General features: G+C 66.5%; 24 protein-coding genes. 14 read left to right on the forward strand and 10 right to left on the reverse strand.

Annotated elements, in window-relative coordinates; genetic code table 11:
- Window positions 1–2: 2 nt before the first annotated feature.
- Window positions 3–1,511 carry a type II secretion system ATPase GspE gene (gene gspE / locus NH14_RS07830; protein WP_035523231.1) on the forward strand — a complete coding sequence of 503 codons (1,509 nt, stop codon included), beginning with the start codon at window positions 3–5 and terminating at the stop codon, window positions 1,509–1,511.
- Window positions 1,512–1,538: 27 nt separating this feature from the next.
- On the forward strand, window positions 1,539–2,756 hold the full coding sequence (gene gspF / locus NH14_RS07835; protein WP_035523234.1) for a type II secretion system inner membrane protein GspF: 1,218 nt from the start codon (window positions 1,539–1,541) through the stop codon (window positions 2,754–2,756).
- A 78-nt stretch (window positions 2,757–2,834) separates the two neighbouring features.
- Here gspF and NH14_RS07840 read toward each other — a convergent pair whose 3' ends face one another.
- Window positions 2,835–3,248 (reverse strand): hypothetical protein, encoded by a 414-nt coding sequence (locus tag NH14_RS07840; RefSeq protein WP_035523907.1) that lies wholly within the window; start codon window positions 3,246–3,248, stop codon window positions 2,835–2,837.
- Between the two features lie 223 nt (window positions 3,249–3,471).
- On the opposite strand from NH14_RS07840, the gene gspG reads away from it, so the two are divergent.
- From gspG to NH14_RS07880, 8 genes are all read left to right on the forward strand, one after another.
- Window positions 3,472–3,936, forward strand: coding sequence for a type II secretion system major pseudopilin GspG (gene gspG, locus NH14_RS07845; protein ID WP_035523236.1), 465 nt, complete (start codon window positions 3,472–3,474; stop codon window positions 3,934–3,936).
- 120 nt (window positions 3,937–4,056) lie between these two features.
- Window positions 4,057–4,575 carry a GspH/FimT family pseudopilin gene (locus tag NH14_RS07850; RefSeq protein ID WP_084225159.1) on the forward strand — a complete coding sequence of 173 codons (519 nt, stop codon included), beginning with the start codon at window positions 4,057–4,059 and terminating at the stop codon, window positions 4,573–4,575.
- Between the two features lies 1 nt (window position 4,576).
- On the forward strand, window positions 4,577–4,993 hold the full coding sequence (gene gspI / locus NH14_RS07855; protein WP_035523241.1) for a type II secretion system minor pseudopilin GspI: 417 nt from the start codon (window positions 4,577–4,579) through the stop codon (window positions 4,991–4,993).
- Window positions 4,971–5,726, forward strand: coding sequence for a PulJ/GspJ family protein (locus NH14_RS07860; RefSeq protein WP_084225161.1), 756 nt, complete (start codon window positions 4,971–4,973; stop codon window positions 5,724–5,726). Before gspI ends, NH14_RS07860 begins: the two co-directional genes overlap by 23 nt.
- A gap of 56 nt (window positions 5,727–5,782) precedes the next feature.
- Window positions 5,783–6,868, forward strand: coding sequence for a type II secretion system minor pseudopilin GspK (gene gspK, locus NH14_RS07865; protein WP_035523242.1), 1,086 nt, complete (start codon window positions 5,783–5,785; stop codon window positions 6,866–6,868).
- 34 nt (window positions 6,869–6,902) lie between these two features.
- The gene (gene gspL, locus NH14_RS07870) at window positions 6,903–8,363 is read left to right on the forward strand and encodes a type II secretion system protein GspL (protein ID WP_035523243.1); all 1,461 of its coding nucleotides are present in this window, start codon (window positions 6,903–6,905) and stop codon (window positions 8,361–8,363) included.
- 26 nt (window positions 8,364–8,389) lie between these two features.
- Window positions 8,390–8,890 (forward strand): type II secretion system protein M, encoded by a 501-nt coding sequence (locus tag NH14_RS07875; protein WP_035523912.1) that lies wholly within the window; start codon window positions 8,390–8,392, stop codon window positions 8,888–8,890.
- Window positions 8,891–9,020: 130 nt separating this feature from the next.
- The gene (locus NH14_RS07880) at window positions 9,021–9,800 is read left to right on the forward strand and encodes a type II secretion system protein N (protein ID WP_035523246.1); all 780 of its coding nucleotides are present in this window, start codon (window positions 9,021–9,023) and stop codon (window positions 9,798–9,800) included.
- A 27-nt stretch (window positions 9,801–9,827) separates the two neighbouring features.
- On the opposite strand, the gene NH14_RS07885 is transcribed toward NH14_RS07880, so the two are convergent.
- Window positions 9,828–11,405 (reverse strand): efflux transporter outer membrane subunit, encoded by a 1,578-nt coding sequence (locus tag NH14_RS07885; RefSeq protein ID WP_035523248.1) that lies wholly within the window; start codon window positions 11,403–11,405, stop codon window positions 9,828–9,830.
- A 256-nt stretch (window positions 11,406–11,661) separates the two neighbouring features.
- Window positions 11,662–12,090, reverse strand: coding sequence for a hypothetical protein (locus NH14_RS07890; RefSeq protein WP_052147860.1), 429 nt, complete (start codon window positions 12,088–12,090; stop codon window positions 11,662–11,664).
- 232 nt (window positions 12,091–12,322) lie between these two features.
- Between NH14_RS07890 and NH14_RS07895 the strand changes: the two genes are divergently transcribed.
- Together NH14_RS07895 and NH14_RS07900 are read left to right on the forward strand one after the other, a co-directional pair.
- On the forward strand, window positions 12,323–12,853 hold the full coding sequence (locus NH14_RS07895; protein ID WP_035523251.1) for a MarR family winged helix-turn-helix transcriptional regulator: 531 nt from the start codon (window positions 12,323–12,325) through the stop codon (window positions 12,851–12,853).
- Between the two features lie 157 nt (window positions 12,854–13,010).
- The gene (locus tag NH14_RS07900; RefSeq protein WP_035523253.1) at window positions 13,011–14,579 is read left to right on the forward strand and encodes a DHA2 family efflux MFS transporter permease subunit; all 1,569 of its coding nucleotides are present in this window, start codon (window positions 13,011–13,013) and stop codon (window positions 14,577–14,579) included.
- Between the two features lie 103 nt (window positions 14,580–14,682).
- Here the strand turns inward: NH14_RS07900 and NH14_RS07905 are convergent, their stop codons facing one another.
- The 5 genes from NH14_RS07905 to ada all read right to left on the reverse strand — a co-directional run bounded on the left by NH14_RS07905 (window position 14,683) and on the right by ada (window position 20,283).
- Window positions 14,683–15,390 carry an OmpA family protein gene (locus tag NH14_RS07905; protein ID WP_035523256.1) on the reverse strand — a complete coding sequence of 236 codons (708 nt, stop codon included), beginning with the start codon at window positions 15,388–15,390 and terminating at the stop codon, window positions 14,683–14,685.
- Between the two features lie 187 nt (window positions 15,391–15,577).
- Window positions 15,578–16,072, reverse strand: a complete 495-nt coding sequence (locus NH14_RS07910; RefSeq protein WP_035523259.1) for a hypothetical protein — start codon at window positions 16,070–16,072, stop codon at window positions 15,578–15,580.
- Window positions 16,073–16,237: 165 nt separating this feature from the next.
- Window positions 16,238–17,860, reverse strand: a complete 1,623-nt coding sequence (gene gshA / locus NH14_RS07915) for a glutamate--cysteine ligase (RefSeq protein WP_035523262.1) — start codon at window positions 17,858–17,860, stop codon at window positions 16,238–16,240.
- Between the two features lie 138 nt (window positions 17,861–17,998).
- Window positions 17,999–18,973 (reverse strand): DNA-3-methyladenine glycosylase family protein, encoded by a 975-nt coding sequence (locus tag NH14_RS07920; protein ID WP_237179591.1) that lies wholly within the window; start codon window positions 18,971–18,973, stop codon window positions 17,999–18,001.
- A 101-nt stretch (window positions 18,974–19,074) separates the two neighbouring features.
- Window positions 19,075–20,283, reverse strand: a complete 1,209-nt coding sequence (ada, locus tag NH14_RS07925) for a bifunctional DNA-binding transcriptional regulator/O6-methylguanine-DNA methyltransferase Ada (protein WP_084225212.1) — start codon at window positions 20,281–20,283, stop codon at window positions 19,075–19,077.
- Between the two features lie 422 nt (window positions 20,284–20,705).
- Here ada and NH14_RS07930 point away from each other — a divergent pair, with 422 nt between their 5' ends.
- Window positions 20,706–21,116 carry a VOC family protein gene (locus tag NH14_RS07930; protein ID WP_035523265.1) on the forward strand — a complete coding sequence of 137 codons (411 nt, stop codon included), beginning with the start codon at window positions 20,706–20,708 and terminating at the stop codon, window positions 21,114–21,116.
- A 49-nt stretch (window positions 21,117–21,165) separates the two neighbouring features.
- Here the strand turns inward: NH14_RS07930 and NH14_RS07935 are convergent, their stop codons facing one another.
- The gene (locus tag NH14_RS07935; protein ID WP_035523268.1) at window positions 21,166–21,720 is read right to left on the reverse strand and encodes a YaeQ family protein; all 555 of its coding nucleotides are present in this window, start codon (window positions 21,718–21,720) and stop codon (window positions 21,166–21,168) included.
- 271 nt (window positions 21,721–21,991) lie between these two features.
- Window positions 21,992–22,333 (reverse strand): surface attachment protein Sap1, encoded by a 342-nt coding sequence (gene sap1 / locus NH14_RS07940; RefSeq protein ID WP_035523271.1) that lies wholly within the window; start codon window positions 22,331–22,333, stop codon window positions 21,992–21,994.
- A 445-nt stretch (window positions 22,334–22,778) separates the two neighbouring features.
- Here sap1 and NH14_RS07945 point away from each other — a divergent pair, with 445 nt between their 5' ends.
- A complete protein-coding gene (locus tag NH14_RS07945; protein ID WP_035523273.1) occupies window positions 22,779–23,405 on the forward strand; it encodes a LysE family translocator in 627 nt (208 codons plus the stop codon).
- Window positions 23,406–23,420: the final 15 nt, after the last annotated feature.

Here is a 23,420-nt window from a genome sequence, read left to right on the forward strand (position 1 = left end):
GCATGACCGATCCGGCCCGCCCGTCCCCGGCCGCCGCGCGCGATGGCGCCACGCCGCGCGAGGCGCCCTCGCCCGTTGCCGCGCGGCTCGTGCCGTACGGCTTCGCGCGCAGCGGCCAGATCCTCGTCGCGCAGCAGCACGCCGACGGGCTCGAGGTGTGGATCAGCGAGCGCACCACGGGTGCCGCGATTGCCGAAATCGCGCGCAATTTCGGGGCGTTTTCGCTCGTGCGCATTCCCGCGGACGAACTCGCCCAGGCGATCAACCAGGCCTACGCGCGCCAGGACGGCAGCGCGGCGCAGGTGGTGGGCGAAGTGGAAGGCGAAGTCGATCTCTCGCGCCTGATGCAGGACATTCCCGAGGTGGAGGACCTGCTCGAATCCGAAGACGACGCGCCGATCATCCGCATGATCAACGCGCTGCTCACGCAGGCGGCGCGCGAGCAGGCCTCCGACATTCATATCGAGCCTTTCGAGAATGCCTCGGTGGTGCGCTTTCGCGTGGACGGCACGCTGCGCGACGTCGTGCGGCCGAAGAAGGCGCTCCACGGTGCGCTGATTTCGCGTATCAAGATCATGGCTCAGCTCGACATCGCCGAAAAACGCCTGCCGCAGGACGGCCGCATCACGCTGCGCGTGGGCGGGCGTCCCGTGGACGTGCGCGTTTCCACGCTGCCCACGGGCCATGGCGAACGCGCGGTGCTGCGTCTGCTGGAAAAGGACGCGCAGCGCCTGAATCTCGAGGCGCTCGGCATGGCCGCCGACACGCTCAAGCAGTTCGACCAGCTGATCGCCAAACCGCACGGCATCGTGCTCGTGACGGGGCCAACCGGCTCGGGCAAGACCACTACGCTTTATGCGTCGATGTCGCGGCTCGAGACCACCACGACCAACATCATGACCGTCGAGGACCCGATCGAGTACGACCTCGCGGGCATCGGCCAGACCCAGGTGAACGAGCGCATCGGCATGACTTTCGCGCGCGCGCTGCGCTCGATTCTGCGTCAGGACCCCGACATCATCATGATCGGCGAAATCCGCGACCTCGAAACCGCGCAGATCGCCGTGCAGGCTTCGCTCACGGGCCACCTCGTGCTCGCCACGTTGCATACCAACGACGCGGCCTCGGCGGTCACGCGTCTGACCGACATGGGCGTGGAGCCTTATCTGCTGGCTTCCTCGCTGCTCGGCGTGCTCGCGCAGCGTCTCGTGCGGCAACTGTGCCCGCACTGCAAGGAAGAACGCCTCGAAGACGATGGGCGCAAGCGCTGGCATCCGGTCGGCTGCGACCGCTGCGGCCATTCGGGTTACTCGGGCCGGCGCGGCGTGTACGAGCTGCTCACCATCGACGAGCCGATCCGCAACCTCATTCACCGCAATGCCGCCGATGCCGAGATCTTCACCGCAGGCCGCGCGCAGGGCATGCGCACGCTGCGCGACGACGGCGAGCGCTGGCTCGACGCGGGCACGACCTCGCTCGAGGAAGTGCTGCGCGTGACGGGCGGCGCGTAAAGCGGCCAGGCGAAGGCAAGGAAGACGATGCCGGCATTCCGTTTCGAAGCGATCGACGCCGCGGGCAAGGCGCAAAAAGGCGTGCTCGACGCGGACAGCGCGCGCAGCGCGCGTGCGCAGTTGCGCGGCCAGGGCCTCACGCCGCTCGTGGTCGAGCCGGCGGCGACCCGCACGCGCGGCGCGCGGGCCCAGCGCCTCGCGCTCGGGCGGCGTCTCTCGCAGCGCGAGCAGGCGATTCTCACGCGCCAACTCGCAAGCCTTTTGGTGGCGGGGCTGCCGCTTGGCGAAGCGCTCGCGGTGCTCACCGAGCAAGCCGAGCGCGACTACATTCGCGAACTGATGGCCGCGATTCGCGCCGAGGTGCTGGGCGGCCACTCGCTCGCCAACGCGCTCGGGCAGCATCCGCGCGACTTTCCCGACATCTACCGCGCGCTCGTCGCGGCGGGCGAGCACACCGGCAAGCTCGGCATCGTGCTGTCACGCCTCGCCGACTACATCGAGCAGCGCAACGCGCTCAAGCAGAAGATCGTGCTGGCCTTCACCTACCCGACGATCGTGACGATCATCGCGTTCGGCATCGTCACGTTCTTGCTGAGCTATGTGGTGCCGCAGGTCGTGAACGTGTTCGCCAGTACGAAGCAGCAGTTGCCGTTTCTGACCATCGTGATGATGGCGCTTTCGGGTTTCGTGCGGCAATGGTGGTGGGCGGTGCTGATCGCGGTGGCGATCGTCGCGTGGATCGTGCGTGGGACCTTGCGCCGGCCCGGGCCGCGTCTCGCGTTCGACCGGTGGCTCCTCACGGCGCCGCTCGCGGGCAAGCTCGTGCGCGGCTACAACACGGTGCGCTTCGCGAGCACGCTCGGCATTCTGAGCGCGGCGGGCGTGCCGATCCTGCGCGCGCTGCAGGCGGCCGGCGAAACGCTCTCGAACCGGGCCATGCGCATGAACGTGGACGACGCCATCGTGCGCGTACGCGAAGGCACGTCGCTCTCGCGCGCGCTGGGCAATACGAAGACGTTTCCGCCCGTGCTGGTGCATTTGATCCGCTCGGGCGAGGCGACCGGCGACGTCACGACCATGCTCGATCGCGCCGCCGAAGGCGAGGCGCGCGAACTGGAGCGGCGCACGATGTTTCTCACGAGCCTGCTCGAACCGCTGTTGATTCTGGCGATGGGGGGCGTGGTGCTGGTGATCGTGCTCGCGGTGATGCTGCCGATCATCGAGTTGAACAATCTGGTGCAGTGAGTGGCGCAGTAAGAAGCGCGGCGAGCCGCGCGGTCGCTGGCAGAAATGCTTGCGGAATAAAGCGCGGCGCAGAGCTGGTTAGCGCACGTAGATGGTGGGGCCGGCGGCGTTGGCCGGCAGGAAGACTTCGGAGTGCACGCCATGGCGGTCGACGACGATCGAGCGGGCGCGCACTTCGGCGAGCGTCGCGTCCGGGCCGATAGGGCCGCCGAGCGAGATGGCCTTGGCCGGGTCGCCGCCGATGCTCACGATGGCCGCCGCACCCTGCTTGAGCGCGAGGATGCCGAACAGGTGGATGTCCTGCATGACGTTGCGCTCGAGCTTGCCGCCAAAGAGCGTGCCGGCCTCGGCGACCGAAATGGGCGCCTGGGCGGCGGCGGCTTGCACCGGAGTGGCACGCGTCGCGGCGATTTCGAGCGTCCACCACGCAGCCGTGGCGCAGAACACCGCGAACGCGGCGAGTGACAGAAGACGGATTTGCAGTGGGTTCATGCGCTCCATTGTACGGAGTATTGTGAACGTTTTGATGGCGCATATGGGGAGCCGCGGGTGCGGGTCTCAAAGGCGTCATCGTGTGACATTACAATGACCCGTCATGTGCGCGTGAACACCGGATTCGCCGGATTCGCGCGCAAAACGAAACAGGGCGCACGGGGGTGCGCCGCAACGATCACCTGTGATCATTCGCGATCATTTGCCAGGAGGGAAGTAACTTATGTCCATTTGGACCCGCAGCCATGCCGAAATCGAGCGTCGGCGCGCACGTCGTCAGCGCGGTTTCACGCTGATCGAAATCATGGTCGTGATTGCGATCCTCGGTATTCTCGCGGCGCTGATCGTGCCCAAGATCATGAGCCGTCCCGATGAAGCCCGCCGCGTCGCCGCGCGCCAGGACATCGGCACGGTCATGCAGGCGATGAAGCTCTACCGGCTCGACAATGGCCGCTATCCCACCCAGGACCAGGGCCTCCAGGCGCTGGTGCAAAAGCCCACCACCGACCCGGTGCCGAACAACTGGAAGGACGGCGGCTATCTCGAGCGCCTGCCCAACGATCCGTGGGGCAATCCGTACCAGTATCTGAACCCGGGTGTACATGGCGAGATCGACGTCTTCAGCTATGGCTCCGACGGCAAGCCCGGCGGCGAAGGCAACGATGCCGACGTCGGGTCCTGGCAATAGAGCAACGAATCGACAAAGGCAGCCAGACGAGTCCATCAGGGTCCGCCGGGCTCGTCGGGGCTGAATGCAAACGCGCGGCCCAGTTTCCCGTTCATCTCCAGCTTCGCTTTCTTCATCTCCATGCACTCCCGCCCCCTTCGCCGTTGCGACCGCACGCCGATGCGCACCGCGCACGCGGCGCGCGCACGCTCGGCGGGCTTCACGCTGCTGGAGATGCTGGTCGTGCTGATGATCGCGGGGCTGCTGGTGTCGCTCGCGTCGCTTTCGCTCACGCGCAATCCGCGCACCGATCTGAACGAAGAGGCGCAGCGCCTCGCGCTGCTGTTCGAATCCGCCGGCGACGAGGCGCAGGTGCGGGCGCGCCCCATCGCGTGGCAGCCGGTCGAGGGCGGATTTCGCTTCGACGTGCATACCGAAGACGGCTGGCGTCCGCTGCGCGATGACCTGCTCGGCCCGCGCAAGTGGGAAGGCGGCGTGACGGGCGTATCGATCACCTACTCCGGCGCCGACGACCTGCATGCAAACCGCCTCGTGTTCGGCACCGAGGCTGTCGAGCAGCCCGTCGAAATCACGCTGTTCTCGGCGGCGGGCCGCGCCACCATCGTCGGTACCGGCGCGGGCCGGTATGAGGTCCGCTGAGATGCACAAGGCCGCCCGCTTTGTTCCGCGTCTCGATGCTCGCACCGCGATGCGCGGCTTCACCATGGTCGAAGTGCTGGTCGCGCTCGCCATCGTGGCGATCGCACTTGCGGCTTCGCTGCGCGCCGTGGGCAGCCTCGCGGCGAGCGAAAGCGATCTGCACCAGCGCCTGCTCGCGGGCTGGAGCGCCGACAACGCGCTCGCGCAACTGCGTCTCGCGCATGCGTGGCCCGAGGTCGGCGAGCGCAGCTTCGACTGCTCGCAAGGCAATCTGCAACTGACCTGCACGCAGCACGTCACGGCCACGCCCAATCCCGTTTTCCGCCGCGTGGAGGTCTCGGTGACGACGCCTGGCCGCGACGGCATTCTCGCGCAACTCGTCACGGTGCTCGGCAATGAGACGAACCGGTCGCTGTGATCGCGCGATGCGCCGAAAGCGCGTTCCGCCCGGGCGGCGGCATGGGCCGCCCGCCGGGTACGCGGCATTGCGCAACGTTTTGCGCGCGCGCCGCACCGCGGGTTTTACGCTGATCGAACTGCTCGTTGCCATCGCGATTCTCGCCGTGGTCGCGATCCTGTCTTGGCGCGGCCTGGATCAGATCGTGCGCGGCCGCGACGTCCTCACGCATTCGATGGCCGAAGAACGCGTGTTTGCGCAGATGTTCGACCAGATGCGCATCGACGCGCGCCACGCCGTCAGCGACGACGAAGCGGGCGCGCCCGCGGTCTCCGTCGACGGCGGCGCGCTGCAGATCGTGCGCGCGTTCGCGGTGCCGCCTGGCGCGCCGCCGCGTTTGCAGGTGGTGCGCTACCGCGTGAGCGACGGGCGTGTCGTGCGCTACGCGTCGCCGCCGCTCGCCAACCTCGGCGACTTGCGGCGCGCGCTGCGTGGCGGCGAGAGCGATGCGTGGAGCGCCTTGCCGATGATGCAGGGCGTGGGCGCGATCGACGCGCGGCTCTACGTGGAGAAGGTGGGCTGGACCTCGGACATGAACCAGGTGCGCTCGCAGATCGCGACCAACAACAGCAGCGTGAAGGTGCCCCAACTCGGCAACTCGCCCGTGCCGCGCGCCGTGACCGGGCTCGAGGTGAGCGTCGCCGCGCGCGCGCTCGCTCGGCCGGTCACGCGTGTCTTTCTAGTGGGGGAGTGAGCGTGCGACAGCATCGAATTCCCCGCCTCCATAGTCGTAGCGCTGCTCGTACCACCGTGTGTCGCCGTCGCCAGCGCGGCGCGGCGATCATCAGCGCGTTGCTGGTGGTCGCGCTCGCCGCGATTCTCGTCTCGGGCATGTTGTGGCGCCAGCAGGTGCAGGTGCGGCGTATCGAAAATCAGCGGCTGCTCGCGCAGGGACAGTGGATCGCGCGCGCCGCGCTCGACTGGACGCGCCTCGTGCTGCGCTCCGAGGGCGACACCTCGGCGGGCGTGACCTATCTGGGCGGCGCGTGGGGCATGCCGGTCGCGAAGACGCGTCTTTCCGACTTCCTCGGCCAGATCGGCGAAGTGCGCGCCGAACAGGGCGCTGACACCTGGCTCTCCGGTTCCATCGAAGACGCTCAGGCGCGCTTCAATCTGCGCAATCTCGTTTCGGCGTCCGCGCCGGGCGCAATGCAGCTGAATCTCGCGCAAATCCAGGCGTTCGCGCGCCTCTTGCAGACACTCGGCATCGACGGCCAGCTCGCGAAGAATGCGGCCGTCTACCTGCGCGCGGGGCTCGCCCACTCGATCACGCGCTTTCAGACCGGCGCCACGGCTTCGGGCGGCACCGGCGCGGCCTCGAACGCGCAGCAAGTCGCGGGCGGCGCCGGAGGCGGCGCGAACTTCACCGACAACCCCGGCCTGTCCGACGCCGACTCCAACAGCGCCGTCGCGCCGCTGCTCATGACGAGCACCGATGCGCTGCTCGACGTGCCGGGCTTCACGCCCGACATCGTCGCGCGCTTGCGCCCATTCGTGACGGTCCTGCCCACCACGACGCCCGTGAACATGAACACGGCCAGCGCCGAGGTGATCGCGGCGATCGTGCAAGGCATGAGCCTCTCCAGCGCGCAGGCGTTCGTGGCGCGCCGCCAGACCGTGTTTTTCCACAACCTGGCCGACGTGCAGCTCGCGCTGCAAGGCGCGGGGGCCGGACAGACCAGCGTCGACTCGACGCAATGCGACGTCAATACGAGCTATTTTGTGGTCCATGGGCGCGTGCAGCACGAGCGCGCCGTCGTGGACCGTACCACGCTCGTCTGGCGCGATCCGCTCACCCATACGACGCGCATCGTGCGCGTGCGCGACGAACCATGAAATCGTACCCGTCCAACATCGAAAAGAGGTGCGTTTGAGCACGCTGATCGTCCTGATGCCGCCGCGCGATCCTGCGGTCCACTCGCAGGAATGGCAATTGCCTGAACTGCCGTTCGTGCTGCTCGACAAAGCCGGGCAGACGCAGCGCGCGGGCCGGGCGGCGCTCGGCCTGTTGCCGAAGGCGTCGGCCACCGTGCTGCTGATCGCCGCGCGCGATCTGCTCATGGTTGCCGCCGCGGTGCCGCCGCTCAAGGGGCCGCGGCTGCGGCAGGCGCTGCCGAACGTCGTCGAAGATCATCTGATCCAGGATCCGCAGACTTGCCATCTCGCGCTCGATCCCGCGCGCCTGCCGGGCGGGATGCAGACTGTCGCGGCCGTCGACCGCGGGTGGTTCCGCTTCCTTATCGAGGGATTCACGGGCTCCGGGCACCGCAACCTGCGCGCGGTGCCGGTGGCGCGCTGCCTGCCCGATGCGGCGGGCGTTGCCGGCGCTGCTGCTACGCAGGCGCTGCAAGCCGGGTCGTACGCAGGCGAGCCCTCCATGGCGGCCGGCTCGATGGAAGCCGCCGATTCCGCCGACCATGCCGAAGCTGCCGGCGGCGCTACCAGTGCCGATGGCGCCGGTGATGCCAATGGTGCAGGCAGCGCTGTAACGGCCTGCGTATTCGGCCCGGTCATGTCGACGGCGCCCGCGCTGCTGCCTGACGTGGCTGCTGCCGTATCAAGCAGCGCTCCAGGCGCGTCCAGTGCGCTGCTCGAACTCGCGATCGTGCGCGGCGCGACGGCTGAAGGCTTCGCGGTGCCGGCGGCCAATCTTGCCGCGACCGTGGAGGCACTGGCCGGCGACGCTCCCGTTACACGCTACGTGCTGACGGGTGTGCCGGGCGAACCCGCGAGCGCCGCCGACAAAGCCGCGCTCGCGGCTGCGCTGCCCGGCGCGCGGCCGCTTGGCTTCGAGACGCTCGCGAAGCACGCGCTCGCGTGCAAGTTCGACCTCTGCCAGTTCGAATTCGCGGTGCAGCCGTGGCGTCTCGATCGCGCGACGCTGCGTCGGCTGCGCGTGCCCATCGCGCTGGTGGTGGGTTCGCTCGTGGTCGCGATCGTCGGCGCGAACGTGCAGTGGCTGATGCTTGCGCGCCAGCGCGACGCCATCAGCACGCAGATGACCGAACTGCTGCTCAACGCTTTCCCTAAGACCACGGTGGTGCTCGATCCCGCCGGGCAGATGGCGCGCCAGCTTTCTCAATTGCGCGTGGCTGCGGGCGAACCCTCGCCCGACGATTTCCTCGCGCTCGCCGACGGCTTCGCGCGCTCGCTCGGGCCAGTGCCCGCGAATGCGATTGCCGCGCTCGACTATCACGATCGGCGGCTCGACGTGACCTTCAAGCCCGGCGTCAACATCGACGCCGATTTGAGCAAGCGCCTCGCGCGCAACGGCCTTGCGGCCACGCAGGACAGCAGCAGCGGCAAATGGACGATCAGGAGCGCATCGTGAAAACAACCGGTTCTAGCGGCGCATGGATGCAGACGTTGAGCGACCAGTGGAGCAATTTTTGGGAAGCCCGCACCGCGCGCGAAAAAATGCTGCTGACGTGGGGCGGCGCGGTGCTGGCCGTGGCGATTGGCTATTCGATGCTATGGCAACCGGCGGCGGAGGGCCGCGCGCGCCTGCGCGAGAGCTTGCCCGCGATGCAGCGCCAGCTTGCACAGATGACCGCGCAGGCCGACGAGGCGCGCGCGCTCGCGGGTGCGGCGGCGAGCGTCGCGCCGGGTGGCCAGGCGCTCAAGGATGCGCTTACCGCTTCGCTTTCCGACCACGGCATGCCGAACGCGCAGGTGCAATTGATTGGCACGACGGCGCAGGTGCAGATGAAGAATGCTTCGTTCCCGGTCTGGGCGGCCTGGCTCGACGACGTGCGCAAACAGTACAAGGTGCAGGTGGTCGAGGCCCACATCACGGCGCTCAAGGCGGACGGCCAGGTCGATTTGACCGCGTCGCTGCAGCCGGCAAACGCGCGCTAGAGCGCCAGGCGCGGTCGGCCGCGAAGCATGGACCAGAGTAGGGCGCTTTGCTCCAACTTTGGTCGACAGCCTTGCATGGGACCGCACCAAGCGCTCAATCGCCAAGTGCGGTCGACAGGAGATTCCTAGCATGTCTTATTGGATGCGGCGCGCGCGCGCCGTATGGCCCTGGCTATTCGTAGCCGTGTTATCCGTGGGTGCGGTGCTGCTCGTGCGGCTGCCGGCCGCGTGGATCGCGCCGCAGTTCGCGCGCGCGACCCAAGGCCATGTCAACCTCGTCGATCCGCAAGGCTCGCTCTGGCGCGGCTCGGCCACGCTCATGCTCGCCGCCGGCCACGACGTGCAGGGCGCAACGCTCCTGCCGGGCCGCATCGAATGGAGCACGTCGTTCTGGGCGCTCTTCACGGGCCGCGTGCGCATGCAGATGCGCCAGACCGAGGCCATGCCCGATCCCGTCGACGTCGAAGCGACGTTGCGCGGCGCTACGCTCACGCCGGGCGCGATCGCGGTGCCCGCGTCGCTGCTAGCGGGCCTTGGCGCACCGTTCAACACGCTCGATCTGGATGGCAACGTGCGGCTCGCGTGGAGCCCATGGCGCGTACTCGGCACCGATGCATTCGGGCGGTTGACCGTCACGCTCGGCGACATGAGCTCACGCGTCTCGCTCGTGAAGCCGCTCGGCTCCTACGAGGCGGTGCTTCAGGCGCAGGGCGCGTCATCGACGCTCGATCTGAGCACGCAGAAGGGACCGTTGCTGCTCGACGGGCACGGCACGTTTTCGCGCACGTCCGCGTCGTTCAACGGCACCGCGAGCGCGACGCCCGATCAGCGCGAGAATCTGGCGGGGTTGCTGAACCTGCTTGGACGGCCCACGGGGACCGGCGCCGTGGCACTGACCTTCATGCATTGACGCCCTGAGTCCGCGAGGCGCAAGGGCTCACCGCAGCTGAGCGCCCTGCACTGCCGCATCCTGCACGGCGCCGCGCGTCGAAGGCGCCTGGCCTTGCGCGTCCGGCACAGCGGAGTCCGACGCCGCGACAGGCGCGGGCGCCGCAACGCCGCCGGTTTCGCGCGCCATCTGCGAGACGTCCCAGCCGCCGCCGAGCGCCTTCACGAGCCCGACCGACGACACCATGCGCTGCCCCGCGATGCTCGCGAGCTTTTGCTGCGCCGTGAACGCCGTGGTTTGCGACGACAGGACATTCTGGTAATCGGTGGTCCCGGCCTTGTATTCGTTCGTGACGATCCGCAGCGCGTGCAGAGCCGATTCCACGGCCTGCTGCTGCACCGCGATTTCCTGCGCGAGGATGCGCTGTGACGCGAGGTTGTCCTCGACGTTCTGGAATGCGGCCAGCACGGTCTGCCGGTAGGCCGCGACCTGCTGGTCGTAGGCCGCGCGCGCCGCTTCGGTCTGCGCGCGGCGCAGGCCCGCGTCGAACACCGTGGCCGCGAGCGATGGCCCGAGCGTCCAGAAGCGCGACGGCATGGAGAGCAGTTGCGAGAGCACCGAGCTTTCGAAACCGCCGCTCGCCGAGAGCGTCAGCGTGGGAAAGAACGCGGAGATCGCTACGCCGATCTGCTCGTTCGCGGCCGCCGCCTTGCGCTCCGCCGAGGCGATGTCGGGGCGGCGTTCGAGCAGCGCCGAAGGCATCGTGACCGGCAGGGCCGGCGGCGTGGCCGTGAGCGGCGACGCGGGAATCGAAAACGCGGAAGCTGGCTGGCCGACCAGCACGGCAATCGCGTGTTCGTCCTGGGCGCGCGCCACGCCGTTGTCGATGGCTGCGGCTTGCGCGGACTGCAATTGCGTTTGCGCCTGAATTACGTCGGCGCGGCCGGCCACACCCTGCGCATACTTGTTCTGAGTGAGCTGGAGCGACTTCTGATAAGCGGCGACGGTGTCGTCGAGCAGCTTCTGTTGAGCGTCGAGCGAGCGCAGCGTGAAGTAAGTTTGCGCGAGCGTGGCCTGCGCCGAGAGGCGCGCGTTGGCCAGATCGGCGGCGGCGCCCTGCTGGCCCGCTTCCTGTGCGCTGACCGTGCGGCTCACCTTGCCCCAGAGATCCGGTTCCCAGGTCGCGTCGAGACCGAGGTTGACGTTGTTCGAGATCGATCCGCCGCCCGCAAAGCTGCTGCTGTTTGCGTTCGAGACCCGCGCGGGGCTGCGCGCGCGCGAGCCCGAGAACGATGCGCTCACCACTGGGAAATACGCCGCGCGCGCCTCGCCCACCAGCGCGCGTGCTTGACGGTACGCGGCGGCGTATTGCGCGACGGTCTGGTTGTTGGCGTTGAGCTGATCCATCAGCCCGTTGAGTTGCGCGTCGTCGTAGATGAGCCACCACGGGCCGCGATCGGCGGTGTCGGCGGGTTGCGCGGTCTTCCAGCCTTCGGGCGCTTCCTTGTAGGACTCGGGCACCGCCGCAGCCGGCTTGTGATAGTCGGGACCCACGGCGCAACCGCTCAACTGGAACGAGAGCGCTGCCGCCGCGCACAGCAGGGCAAGCCTGGGCGCGTGGCGCATGGCGCGGCTACGGCGGGAAACGTGTTGGCCGGGAGGGGTGAAACGGCAAGACATGCAAGGAATTCCTGTCGAAGCGGCTGGCGAACCGGGCGAAGTCGCGCATAGCCGGTGCGCTCTGCGGCAATACGGCGGGCCGGGCTCGGTTCGAGGGGCTGGCAAGCTGCGGCAATGGTAGCGCACGCGCCGCGCGCAGCGCGGAACCTGCAAGAGTAAGCCGGGAATGGACGAGGATGTGTTACCGCGCGCCGGTCGCAAATTACGCGTCGTTACCGCGCCAGCGACCCAGAGCGTGAACGGCGTGCAGCGCGGCTCTGCCCGCGCGCGTGCGCGCACCCCGCGCGGTGTTGGCGCGGCACGCAACCTGGACGCCGGAACAGGCGGCCTTGGCTGCCGCCGTGGTTGCCGTTGCTACATTCATGGTTGCCGCGACCACGGTAGGGCTCGCTGCAGGCGGCGTCACGCCGCTCACCACCACGGACGTACCCGCTCCATCTCGCTGAACGCGGCGGCGGTCGGCCCACACCATCAGCGCGACGGCAATCGAGCCGCCCGGCAGCACGAACATCGCTGCATAGAGCGCTAACTTGCGCCAACGCGCCGCGCCGCCGGCTTGCATGAAGGCATGCCGGGCAGTGCAGGAGACCGAGCGGCCGATGCCGCCGAGCGCGTTTTTGAGGTACAGCATGGCGCAATGAACAGGAGAATTGGGGAATACGAGGAGATAAAGTGCTTGCCTGTCATAATATTGACTATGCAATCAAACCACAACACACTTTGCATCGCACCAAATGCGCTGTTGTTTTTACGCAGCGATGACGACGAATCGGCGGCTGATGCGTCACCCAATTTATCTGCCCAGGCAGACATATAACCGGCTAGAATTCGCTTGTTTTCGAGATGCGTGAGAGCGGCTTCCCATGAGCGAGGGTGCGTACGTACCAGGCAAGGTCGGCGTTGTGCCGAGCCTCGGCTATTTCCTGTCGACGGCCCGAAACGTGCTGGCCGCGCGGATGGACCGCGCCGTTGCGCCGCTGGGGCTGACCTCGTCGCAGATCGGCGTGATCCTGCTGCTGTGGTTCGAGCACGCTCGCACGCCCAACGAAATGTCGCGCGTGCTGTCGTACGACACCGGGTCGATGACACGCATGCTCGACCGGCTGGAGAAAAAGGGCTTTCTCGTGCGCCAGCGCAGTCACGCCGACCGCCGTGTGGTCGAACTGGCGCTCACGCCGCTCGGGCGCGACGCGGCGCAGCAACTGCCGGATCTGATCGCCGCGGTGATGAACGACCAGCTACGCGGCTTTTCCGCCGACGAAGTGACCACGCTGGTCAGCCTGCTGCAACGTTTCATCGCGAACGACGCTGATACGTCGAAGGTGTGCAGTCATGTCGAAGGCGGCGCAGATGCGCCATTCAGCGCATCTGACGACGATCACGACAAGCCATGAAGCCGGTGTCGTGGCGCCTCGGCGCCGGATAAATTGCGTCGCAACTACGTCGCATTGCGGATAAATAGCTGTCTGGGCAGTCAATGCCGCGACATGAACTTGCAGACTGCCATCTGAACTGGAAACCTCGGCAAGAAGCCGAGCAAGGACCCTGAAAATGGACGCTTCCACCGCCGCGCCTTCTCCCCCGCCTACCGGTGCGGAGCCCACGCCGTTCTCAGGCGGCAAGCTCGCGTTGCTGACCGTGGGCCTCGCGCTTGGCACCTTCATGGAGGTGCTCGACACCTCGATCGCCAACGTTGCCGTGCCGACCATTTCCGGGACGCTTGGCGTCGCCAACAGCGAAGGCACGTGGGTGATCTCCTCGTATTCGGTCGCCTCGGCAATCGCCGTGCCGCTCACGGGCTGGCTCGCGCGGCGCGTGGGCGAAGTGCGGCTCTTCACGCTTTCGGTGATCCTGTTCACGTTCGCCTCGGCAGCCTGCGGCTTCGCCTCCAATTTCGAGACGCTGATCGCCTTCCGTCTCGTGCAAGGTCTCGTCTCCGGCCCGATGGTGCCGCTCTCGCAGACGATCCTCATGCGCTCCTACCCGCCCGAGAAACGCGGGCTTGCGCTGGGGCTCTGGGCCATGACGGTGATCGTCGCGCCCATCTTCGGCCCGGTCATGGGCGGCTGGATCACGGACAACTACACATGGCCGTGGATCTTCTACATCAACGTGCCGATCGGGCTCTTCTCGGGTGTTTGCGCGTTTTTGCTGCTGCGCGGACGCGAAACGAAGACCACGAAGCAGCGTATCGACGCCGTGGGCCTCGCGCTGCTCGTGATCGGCGTGTCGTGTCTGCAGATGATGCTCGACCTCGGCAAGGACCGCGACTGGTTCAACTCGAAGTTCATCGTTGCGCTCGCAATCATTGCGGCGGTGTCGCTGGCGTTCATGCTTGCGTGGGAAGCCACCGAGAAAGAGCCGGTCGTCGATCTCTCGCTCTTTCGCGACCGCAACTTCGCGCTCGGCGCGCTGATCATCTCGTTCGGCTTCATGGCATTCTTCGGCTCGGTCGTGATCTTCCCGCTCTGGCTGCAAACGGTGATGGGCTACACGGCCGGCATCGCGGGCCTCGCGACGGCGCCGGTGGGACTGCTCGCGCTCGTGCTATCGCCGTTGATCGGACGCAATATGCACAGGCTCGATCTGCGCATGGTGGCAAGCTTCGCGTTCATCGTGTTCGCAGGCGTCTCGATATGGAATGCCACGTTCACGCTCGACGTGCCGTTCGACCAGGTGATTTTGCCGCGCCTCGTGCAGGGCATCGGCGTGGCCTGCTTCTTCGTGCCCATGACGACGATCACGCTGTCGAGCATTTCCGACGAGCGCCTCGCGAGCGCTTCGGGGCTGTCCAACTTCTTGCGCACGCTATCGGGCGCGATTGGAACGGCGGCGAGCACGACATTCTGGGAGAACTCCGCGATCTATCACCACGCGGTGCTTTCGGAGTCGGTGAGCGTGTATTCGCCCACCACCAGCGCGTACAGCGATGCATTGACGAGTCTCGGCTATACGGGGCCGAGCCTGACCGCGAAGCTCAATGAAGTGGTTACGGCGCAGGGCTACATGATGGCAACCAACGACTTCTTCCGCATCTCATGCGCGATGTTTGTCGTGCTTGCGGCGCTGGTCTGGATTACGAAGCCCAGAAAGGGAGCGGGACCGGCAATGGGTCATTGATGGCCCACTGACGATCCCGTGGTGGACGCGCGCGATAAACGCGGGCGTGTGCTGTTGCTGCCGCGATGAGCGTGGTGCCTGGCGCGGTGCCTGATGTCAGGTCTTAGCGTACGGTGATACCGCTCGTCTGAATTTCGACGCGGCGATTCTGCGCGCGACCTTCGGCCGTAGTGTTGCTCGCGATAGGCTTCGACTTGCCGTAGCCGTGCACTTCGTATTTGCCCACATGCAGGCCATGCGACTGCAGGTAGTTGCGGACGGTTTCCGCACGGCGCAGCGAGAGGCGGTCGTTCAGCGCGTTCGAACCGGTAGAGTCGGTGTGGCCGTTGATCACGACGGAGCCGATGTTCACGCCGTCGCTATCCGCGATGAACTTGTTGAGCGCCTGCTTGCCTTCCGGCAGCAGGTTGTACTTATTGATTTCAAAGTTGGCGTCGGCGCTGAGCGTGATGGTGCGCGGCTGCGTTTCGACGACCGGGGGCGGCGGCGGCGGCGGAGTCTGGACAGCGGGCTGCGGCGCCTGGCAAACGAACATGATTTCGCGCGGGTCGTTTTCGGCCTTGAAGCCGGACGCGGCGCGGTCGGTTGAGGAGACTCGCAGCGGCTCCTTGTCGCCGCAAATCTCGGTGACCTTCTTCATACAGGCCTTCGAGCTTTCCAGCAGGCCCAGGCACTGTACGCGGTACGCCTGCGAGCCGTTGGCGAGCGTCACGATGGCGAGGTTGTAGGTAGGGCCTGACGCGGTCGTGCAACCAGCCGCGACGACGGTGAGGGCAGCCAGTGCGCTGGCTGGCAGAAGTCGCATTTTCATTTTCGATTCGAATGATGGAAGAGGAATGTACTGTCGTCCGGCGCACGCCGAAGCAGAGCCACAATACGATCCCTCGCCACGTCACCCAATCAGATAATGCTTAAATCTGCAATCGAAGTGATTCGATTCAGAATATGCGCAATCCCGCTGCATGAGCTCGCTGCACGAGCCCGATGTTTAGCTGGGCTCACTCGCCCGTATTCGCCGAGCGCGCCCCAGCCGACGATGCGGCGCCCGTGTCCGCACCGGACGCCTCATGACTTTCCGCGTCGCCGCTCATTCCCTGGATCGGCTGTTCGATGCCAGTGCGCACGTACTGCTTGAACGCAGCGCCGGCTGCCCATGGATCGGGCTTGCAGCCGAGCGAACTATCGCAATGGGCCGCGAAGCCGATGGTGGTCGTGCCGTCGACGTTGTGGGTCCGCGTGATTTCGTAGGCGAGCGCGCGCTTGCCGCCGCCCGGGCCGGCGGTCTGGATCAGCGTATCGGTCACGGTTTGCACTTCGTACTTCGAATGGTCGCGCACCCAGTCCTGGGCCCGTTGCCACCAGATGTCGCACTGCGGCTTGTCGCTGCAGGTGAGCGGCGCGGTGGCGATCTGCATGACGTCTGGGTTGACCTGGCCGCGCGGCGCGCAGGCCGCCAGTGCTGTGCAGAACAGGATCGGCAGGATTCGTTTCATCGTGTGGTTCCTCCCTGTATGGGCTCGCGTCGTGCGCGGCCCGGTTATTTTGTCGTTGACATGCGGGGGCGCCTGCGGCGCGTACTGCCCATGCATTATTGGACCGCGCCCGCACGCCGGCGTTTCAAGCAAATGCAATGCCCGAAACACTCCACAAGCACAGGGTTAAACGCTGTAGCGGTTGAGCGTGTAGGCGCGATATGCGGTCACGAAGGCGTCGAACGAACCCACTTCTTCGCGTTCGAGCTTCGCCTGGTCTTCCAGTGACTCGCGCGCGAGCGCCTCGAATTGTGCCATCGCCTCGGGGGCGAGTGGACGCGAGAGGAAGTGCGCCGCATGGCGCTCGCTTTGCGCGAGCGCAAATTGCAGGAAGGATTGCTGGTTGCCGCGCATCGTTTCCAGCACGCGAGCGGAGGGCGTGAGCGAAGCGTCAGCGAGTTTCGCGCGCTGTGCCGCGAGCGAGCGCGCATGCTCGTCGCCGCCGCGCAGTGCATCAAGCACGGCGGCACTGCGCTCGATCTTCGAAAGCAGTTCTGCCGCCCAATCTTGCAGCGAGATCGTGTCGTTGCCGCGTTTGAGTTCGAGGCCCGGGCGGCGCCCTTCCTTCGTGACGAGACCGAAATTCTCGTTCGCCTGCGCGTACTCGGCCGCCGGCAGCAGCGGGCTTTCTTCGAGCACGCAAGTAAGCAGGTAGGCATCGAGAAAACGCGCGGCTTCGAGCGAAATGCCGGTGGGCTCGAACGGATCGATGTCCATGCAGCGCACCTCGACGTATTGAACGCCGCGCGCGGCGAGCGCATGCAGCGGCCGCTCGCCCGGATACGTGACGCGCTTCGGGCGGATCGTCGAATAGAACTCGTTTTCGATCTGCAACACGTTGGTGTTGATCTGCACCCATTCGCCGTCGCGGTGCGTGCCGATGGCTTCATACGGCGGATACGGCTGGCTCACCGCCTGCGTGAGCGCGTCGAGGTAGCCTGGCAGCGTGTTGTAGTCGGCGTGCAGCGCGGCCTGGCCCGTGGTGTTCGAGTAGCCGAGGTCGCTCATGCGCAGGCTCGTCGCGTAGGGCAGATAGAGCGTGTCGGCGTCGAAGGCTTCGAGCGCATGCGCGCGGCCGCGCAGAAAGCGCGCATCGAGCGCCGGCGAGGCGCCGAACAGATACATCAGCAGCCAGCTTGTGCGGCGGAAATTGCGGATCAGCGCGAGGTAGCGCTCCGACTGATAGTCGGTCTGCGTGGCCGTGCACTGCTCGTGCGCGAGCAGCACGCGCCACACTTCTTCGTTAAGCGAATAGTTGTAGTGGATGCCCGCGATGCATTGCATGGTGCGGCCGTAACGCAGCGCGAGCCCCATGCGGTAGACGTACTTGAGGCGGCCGATGTTCGAGCTGCCGTAGCGTGCGATGGGAATACCTTCGTCCGTGGCGGGCAGGAGGCCCGGCATCGACTCGTTCCACAGCATCTCGCCGTCGCGCGCGAGCGTGGCGTAGACAAAGCGATGGAGCTCGTCGAGCTTTTCGAGCGTGATGGATGCATCGTGCTCGGCGGGCGTGATGATTTCGATCAGCGCTTCCGAATAGTCGGTCGTGAGCGACGGATGCGTGAGCGCCGAGCCAAGCGCCGTCGAATGCGGCGTCATGGCGAGCTGGCCGTCGCGCGTCACCCGCAGGCTTTCCTTTTCGATGCCGCGCAGACCGCGCGTGAGCGCGTCGCGATGCGGCCCGGCGCTCAGCACGGAAAGGCGCTGCGTGAGAACGTCGTTCGTGCGTGTAGAGGTCGTGTCTGGCATTGAAGGGCGGGTCGGGCTCTGGCCGGCGATGCAATGCTGCACGCGCCGCCGGCAAGGGATTTTCGGTAGCGGGCACTTTAACATCTCGCTGAAAGACCTGCTTGGGGCCCCTTCGGGCGGGACTTTGCGGCTCGTCCGCTAGCCGCCGCGCGCCGCGCCGGCCCGATCCGCGATCTCATTCCACAGGTGCATTGCGGCATAGGCGCGCCACGGCCGCCACGCGTCGGTGCGCGCGCGCTGCTGCGTGGCGCGCACGAGCGCGGGGTCGCGCGCGGCGATGGCCTGCATCAGCACGAGGTCGGTGGCGGGCCACGCATTGGCGTCGCGCCAGGCGCGCATTGCCACGTACTCGACCGTCCAGGGGCCGATGCCAGGCAGTGCGAGCAATCCGGCGCGCATGGCGTCGAGGGTGGCGGGTCCGGCGCAGAGCTCAGCACTGGGCTCGCAATCAGGCTTGTCATGGCGACTGCGCTGCTTGCCGACGGCACGTGCACGACGCGCGGCGATGTGCGCAGGCGCCGGTTCCGGAGCGCGTTCAGTGGGACGTTCGATAACGAGCGCCCCGTTCGCCACGGCCGCCGCGAACCCTTGTAACGCAGCCACCCGTTTGCCCGGCATGCCGATCCCGGCAAGGTCGGCGGCGGCCAGCGCGGCAGGCGTGGGAAAGCGCCATGCGGTGCGCGCGTGCGCGTGGCCTTCGATGCGCCTGCCCACGCGCTCCACGAGGCGGCCCACGATGGTCGTCGCGGCCTTCACGCTCACCTGCTGGCCGACGATCGCGCGCACCACGAGTTCGAAACCCGACCAGGCTCCCGGCACGCGCAGCCCCGGCGCGGCGGCGACGAGCGGCGCGAGCCATGGATCGGCGGCAAGGCCCGCGCCGATCATGGCCGGATTCGTCTGCACGTCGAAGATGCGCGCCAGCGGCGCGGCCAGTGCGACGGCATGGGCGCTCACCGGCCCATCGACTTCGACGACAAGGCAGTGCTTGCGCGCATGGCGGCGTACGGCGAGCGTGCCGCTCGCGCCGTGGAAGTCGATCGCGCGCAGCCACGCGCCGTCTTCCACGGTTTCGACGCCTGGCGTCGCACGTCCCGCCAGAAAGCGCAGCATGCGCGGCCAGTCATACGGCGCACGAAACGGCAGCTCGAAGGTTGCGTCCGGGTTCGGGCTGTCGCTTCGCGCTTGTGGTGATTCATTCGGCAGGACGGCGCTCAAGCGGTGGTCTCCGGCGTGGTGTCGGCGCGGCCGCGCTTTGAGTCTCGCTTCGCGCCGCGCGGAGGCGGGTCGCCGGCCTTCGCCGTGGCCGCGACGTGGACTTCACCCGCGCGCGCCTCGGCATCGATCAGCGCTGCCTTGCGAGCAAGCCCCCAGCGGTAGCCGGCGAGCGCGCCGCCCTTTTGCACGACGCGGTGACAGGGAATCGCCAACGCCACCGGGTTCGATGCGCACGCGCTTGCCACGGCGCGTACCGCGCGCGGCGCGCCGAGCGTTTCGGCGATCTGCGTGTAGCTGCGCGTCTCACCATACGGAATGCGCTGGAGTGCGTCCCAGACCCGCTGCTGGAACGCCGTCGCGGCGATGTCGAGCGGCAGCTCGATGTGCTCGCGGCGGCCATGCAGATAGGCGTCGATCTGCGCGACGAACGGCGCGAGCCCCGCCGCGTCCTCGATGCAATGCGCGTTCGAAAAGTCAGCCGAGAGGCTTGCGCTCAACTCGTTGGGATCGTCGCCGAACGCGATCCGGCAGATGCCCTTGTCCGTTGCCGCGATGAGCACGCGCCCGAGCGGCGTGACCGCGCCCGCATAGCGGATCGTGAGTCCCGCGCCCCTGCGGCGGAACGCCGACGGCGCCATGCCCAGCTCGCCCGCCACGCTCTCATAGAGCCGCGACGACGAGTTGAAGCCCGCGTCGGCGCTCGCGCGCGTGACGTCGGCGCCTTGTGCGAGTGCGTCGCGCAGCACCGCGCCGCGGCGCGCCGCCTGGTATTGGCGAGGCGAGACGCCCAGCACGCGCTTGAAAAGGCGCTGCAGATGGAACGGGCTCAGGTGCACGACCTCGCCGAGCTGCGCTAGCGTGAGGCGCGTCTGGGGATCGGCGTCGAGGGCCGCGCAGGCGCGGCGCACGATCTCGAGTTCGCGCGGCAGGCCCCCGGGACGGCAGCGCTTGCATTCGCGGTAGCCGGCCGCGCGCGCGGCGTCTGCATCGGCGAAGAACTCGACGTTCTCGCGGCGCGGCAGACGCGACGCGCAGGACGGGCGGCAGAACACGCCGGTCGTGCGCACAGCGTAGAAGAACTGGCCGTCGGCACGCGCGTCGCGCGCCGCGATGGCGGCCCAGCGCTCGTCGTCGGTAGTCAATGCGGGGACGGACCCAAAAACGGCAATGACCTCGTCGCGAGCGGCGCTCGGGATGGCGTTCATTTCGTGACTCCCGGAAATGGCGAATTCGATGGTCCCACTGTAGCGGCTCGCGCGCATGCCGGCCTGCCGGATCTTGCGCTGTCGTTCACGGGCTCTGGCCCTGGTTACCAGGCTGTTGACGTTCAGTCGGCAAGCGCCTGCCATAAAAACGGGGCGGCGACTGCGACAATTTGGCCCAATTGCGGGTTTTCCCTTAAAAACTTGTTGCGCCGCGTCAGGCCGCTGTGTATAGTGGTTCTTGTCTCCTCCATGTCTCCTCCTGATATGGATTAAGCCCGCTCACAGCAGCGGGCTTTTTTTCGTCTGGCGGTTTCGTCGCCCCTCCCGCCGATCCCAAGCGCTCGCGTTTCCCCATTTTCCGCCTGATTTCCCTCCCCTACACTGTGTAGATCGCGCCCACGCGCACCGCTTCAGGGAGAACCATGCTTATCCAGATTCGCGAAATCGATCATGTCGTCATTCGCGCGGCCGATCTCGCGGCCATGACGCGTTTCTATTGCGACGTGCTGGGCTGCCGCGTCGAGCGCGAGGAGAAAAAATTGGGGCTCGTGCAATTGCGCGCAGGCCGCTCGCTGGTCGATCTCGCCGCGATCGGCGGCGCGCTGGACCGCGACGGGGGCGCGACGCCGTCAAGCGCTGCCGGCAACATGGATCATCTATGCCTGCGCGTGGAACCGTTCGATGGCGAGGCGCTCAAGGCCTGGCTCACACAGATGGGCGCGCGCCCGGGTGAAGTGGTCGAGCGTTTTGGCGCGGAAGGTTTCGGGCCGTCGCTGTACCTGTTCGATCCCGAGGGCAACATGGTGGAGTTGAAGGGGCCGCCGGCGCGTTGATGGCCCGCGGGCAACCCGCCAAGGCATTTATGGGAGAGCGCCCGCGCAATCAGACGTTTTCAGGCGCCTTGAAGACAGTCCATTCGACCGCGACGGGTTCGCTCGCGGTGTTGCCGATCCAGGCGGCGCGGTCCTGCACGGTGCACTGAAGGCGCATCGTCCGTTCCGCCAGAGCCCCGAGCGACGCCGCCACGCCCTCGCCCAGCGACCACACCGTCACGTTGCGCAGCCGCTCCACCTTGCTGCGCACGCCCTGCCACCAGATATCCGAGGTGCGTCCGCCGTAAGCGATCACGATTACCTCCTCGGCACGCCCGCTCGCCTTGGCGATGCGGCGCTCGTCGGGCTGACCCACTTCGATCCAGGTCTGCACCGCGCCGGTGTAGTCCTTGCACCAGAGCGAGGGCTCATCGGTGTCCGACAGCCCTTTGCAGAATTCGAGACGATCGCTGGCAAACAGCGCGAACGCGGCGATGCGCACCATCATCCGCTCGTCAGTTTCGGACGGATGACATGCAATGGTGAGCGCATGGTCGGCGTAGTAATGCCGGTCCATGTCCGCGATCTGCAGTTCTGCCTTATAGATGGTCGATTTGAGTGCCATATCGAATAGAGGAAACCCCGTGCGAGTTCCGCGCCGCGCAAAAGCCGCACATGATAGCGAGTTTCCAGCAGATTCTGTGCCGGATTCATTGGACAGAGATGCGCTGGTTTATCGCGATGGTCGATCGCGAAAATGACGGTGCAATGACGGGGTCGAGGCGCGCGGCCGGAGACAGGCCGATGATGAGCCGATTAAAGGCGGATGAGCGACCGGATCGAAGGCCCGGTCGGGACGCGCGAGCCGCTCGTGGAGGGCGGCTCGCCGGCGCACATTACTGCTTGATGAAGCGGTCGGTGGTCCAGAGGCCCTGGTCGTCGGTGTTCGCCGCATTGACGAATTCGACGTCATGGCCTACCACGCGCACAATGCGGAACGACTGATTTTCGGGCGTGGAAAGGCAGCGATAATCGGCGAAATATTCCTGCATCTGCTGATGCTCGCCAGCCTGCTCGTGCAAGGAAACCGCGTCGAGTTTGTCCTTCGAGAGGCAGCCATACGAGCCAGGCTTGAGCTGAACGGTTTGCTGCGGCTTCAAGGCGGAATCCTGCGCTTGTGCGGAAACGGCGCAAAGGAGACCGGTGGCGAATGCGGTCATCGCGAATAGCATTTTCATGGTTGTCTCCTGTCTTATCAGAGTTGGCACTTTACGGCTTGCTCCGATTCCGTATAGCGCCGCAGGCTTATACTCAGGTTAGCTATGTATTTAACTTCTACGCACGGCACGCTTTTTTAAATCTAGAAGAGCGCAAAAGGACTGCAAGAAGAACTTGTGTGCGAGCGCAGCAGTTGCACGTCGACTGTGACCCAGTGCTGGTGCAAAGTACGCGAAATGACCGTATTAATCCGATTTTCGGTCGCATGACGCGGTGCACATAAGGTCGCGGTGCAAATGCCTGGGCGTGAGGCCATTTAGTCATCAGATGCAGAATAAAAACGATGCCAGCCGTGTGTGGAATGCATTGCTTTCTCTTGCGCCCGGCGCGTATGGTGCGCCCTCGCCTTCGCTTGCATCCCGGCGATCTTCGTGGATAAATCGGGGCTTCCCACTGGAGAAACCCATGTCCCTCACTCACTGGTTGCCGTTCGCAATCGCGTCGGCCATTCTCGTCACCATTCCCGGACCCACGGTCTTGCTGGTCGTCTCCTACGCGCTTGGCCATGGGCGCCGCTATGCGCTGGCGACAACCGCAGGCGTCGCGCTCGGCGACTTCACCGCGATGACCGCGTCCATGCTTGGCCTCGGCGTGATCCTCGCCGCCTCCGCAGCACTGTTTTCGATGCTCAAGTGGGTCGGCGCCGCCTATCTGATCTATCTGGGCATCAAGCTCTGGCGCGCACCGATTGCCACCGCCGACGCGCCCGATACTTCCGAAACCCGCACGGGCCGGATCTTCGCGCATGCCTATGCAGTCACCGCACTCAACCCAAAGAGCATCATTTTCTTTGTCGCGTTCGTGCCGCAGTTCATCGATCCGCACACGGCCGCGATGCCGCAAATCGTCATATTCGAGGCCACGTTCCTCGCACTCGCCACGTTCAATGCGTTCGGTTACGCGCTGCTCGCGGCGGCCGCGCGCAAGGCGGTGCGCAGTCCGCGCGTGCAGCGCCTCGTCAATCGTACTGGCGGTTCGTTGCTGATCGGCGCTGGGATTTTCGCGGCTGCCTGGAAGAAGTCGGCGGCCTGAGTATGTGGGGCGGCC

The sequence above is a fragment of the Paraburkholderia sacchari genome (assembly GCF_000785435.2).
In the GTDB taxonomy this organism is placed as follows: domain Bacteria; phylum Pseudomonadota; class Gammaproteobacteria; order Burkholderiales; family Burkholderiaceae; genus Paraburkholderia; species Paraburkholderia sacchari.

Coding starts and splice junctions, on each gene's coding strand:
- NH14_RS07905 (WP_035523256.1), bottom strand. CDS start 15,390: ATGAAAATGCGACTTCTGCCAGCCAGCGCACTGGCTGCCCTCACCGTC.
- NH14_RS07920 (WP_237179591.1), bottom strand. CDS start 18,973: ATGCTGCGCTTTCTGGCGGGACGTGCGACGCCAGGCGTCGAAACCGTG.
- NH14_RS07850 (WP_084225159.1), top strand. CDS start 4,057: ATGCACTCCCGCCCCCTTCGCCGTTGCGACCGCACGCCGATGCGCACC.
- NH14_RS07910 (WP_035523259.1), bottom strand. CDS start 16,072: ATGAAACGAATCCTGCCGATCCTGTTCTGCACAGCACTGGCGGCCTGC.
- NH14_RS07885 (WP_035523248.1), bottom strand. CDS start 11,405: ATGCGCCACGCGCCCAGGCTTGCCCTGCTGTGCGCGGCGGCAGCGCTC.
- gspE (WP_035523231.1), top strand. CDS start 3: ATGACCGATCCGGCCCGCCCGTCCCCGGCCGCCGCGCGCGATGGCGCC.
- NH14_RS07860 (WP_084225161.1), top strand. CDS start 4,971: ATGAGACGAACCGGTCGCTGTGATCGCGCGATGCGCCGAAAGCGCGTT.
- NH14_RS07945 (WP_035523273.1), top strand. CDS start 22,779: ATGTCCCTCACTCACTGGTTGCCGTTCGCAATCGCGTCGGCCATTCTC.
- gspF (WP_035523234.1), top strand. CDS start 1,539: ATGCCGGCATTCCGTTTCGAAGCGATCGACGCCGCGGGCAAGGCGCAA.
- NH14_RS07890 (WP_052147860.1), bottom strand. CDS start 12,090: ATGCTGTACCTCAAAAACGCGCTCGGCGGCATCGGCCGCTCGGTCTCC.
- gspI (WP_035523241.1), top strand. CDS start 4,577: ATGCACAAGGCCGCCCGCTTTGTTCCGCGTCTCGATGCTCGCACCGCG.
- gspG (WP_035523236.1), top strand. CDS start 3,472: ATGTCCATTTGGACCCGCAGCCATGCCGAAATCGAGCGTCGGCGCGCA.
- ada (WP_084225212.1), bottom strand. CDS start 20,283: ATGAACGCCATCCCGAGCGCCGCTCGCGACGAGGTCATTGCCGTTTTT.
- NH14_RS07930 (WP_035523265.1), top strand. CDS start 20,706: ATGCTTATCCAGATTCGCGAAATCGATCATGTCGTCATTCGCGCGGCC.
- NH14_RS07880 (WP_035523246.1), top strand. CDS start 9,021: ATGTCTTATTGGATGCGGCGCGCGCGCGCCGTATGGCCCTGGCTATTC.
- gshA (WP_035523262.1), bottom strand. CDS start 17,860: ATGCCAGACACGACCTCTACACGCACGAACGACGTTCTCACGCAGCGC.
- NH14_RS07895 (WP_035523251.1), top strand. CDS start 12,323: ATGAGCGAGGGTGCGTACGTACCAGGCAAGGTCGGCGTTGTGCCGAGC.
- NH14_RS07900 (WP_035523253.1), top strand. CDS start 13,011: ATGGACGCTTCCACCGCCGCGCCTTCTCCCCCGCCTACCGGTGCGGAG.
- NH14_RS07840 (WP_035523907.1), bottom strand. CDS start 3,248: ATGAACCCACTGCAAATCCGTCTTCTGTCACTCGCCGCGTTCGCGGTG.
- NH14_RS07935 (WP_035523268.1), bottom strand. CDS start 21,720: ATGGCACTCAAATCGACCATCTATAAGGCAGAACTGCAGATCGCGGAC.
- sap1 (WP_035523271.1), bottom strand. CDS start 22,333: ATGAAAATGCTATTCGCGATGACCGCATTCGCCACCGGTCTCCTTTGC.
- NH14_RS07875 (WP_035523912.1), top strand. CDS start 8,390: ATGCAGACGTTGAGCGACCAGTGGAGCAATTTTTGGGAAGCCCGCACC.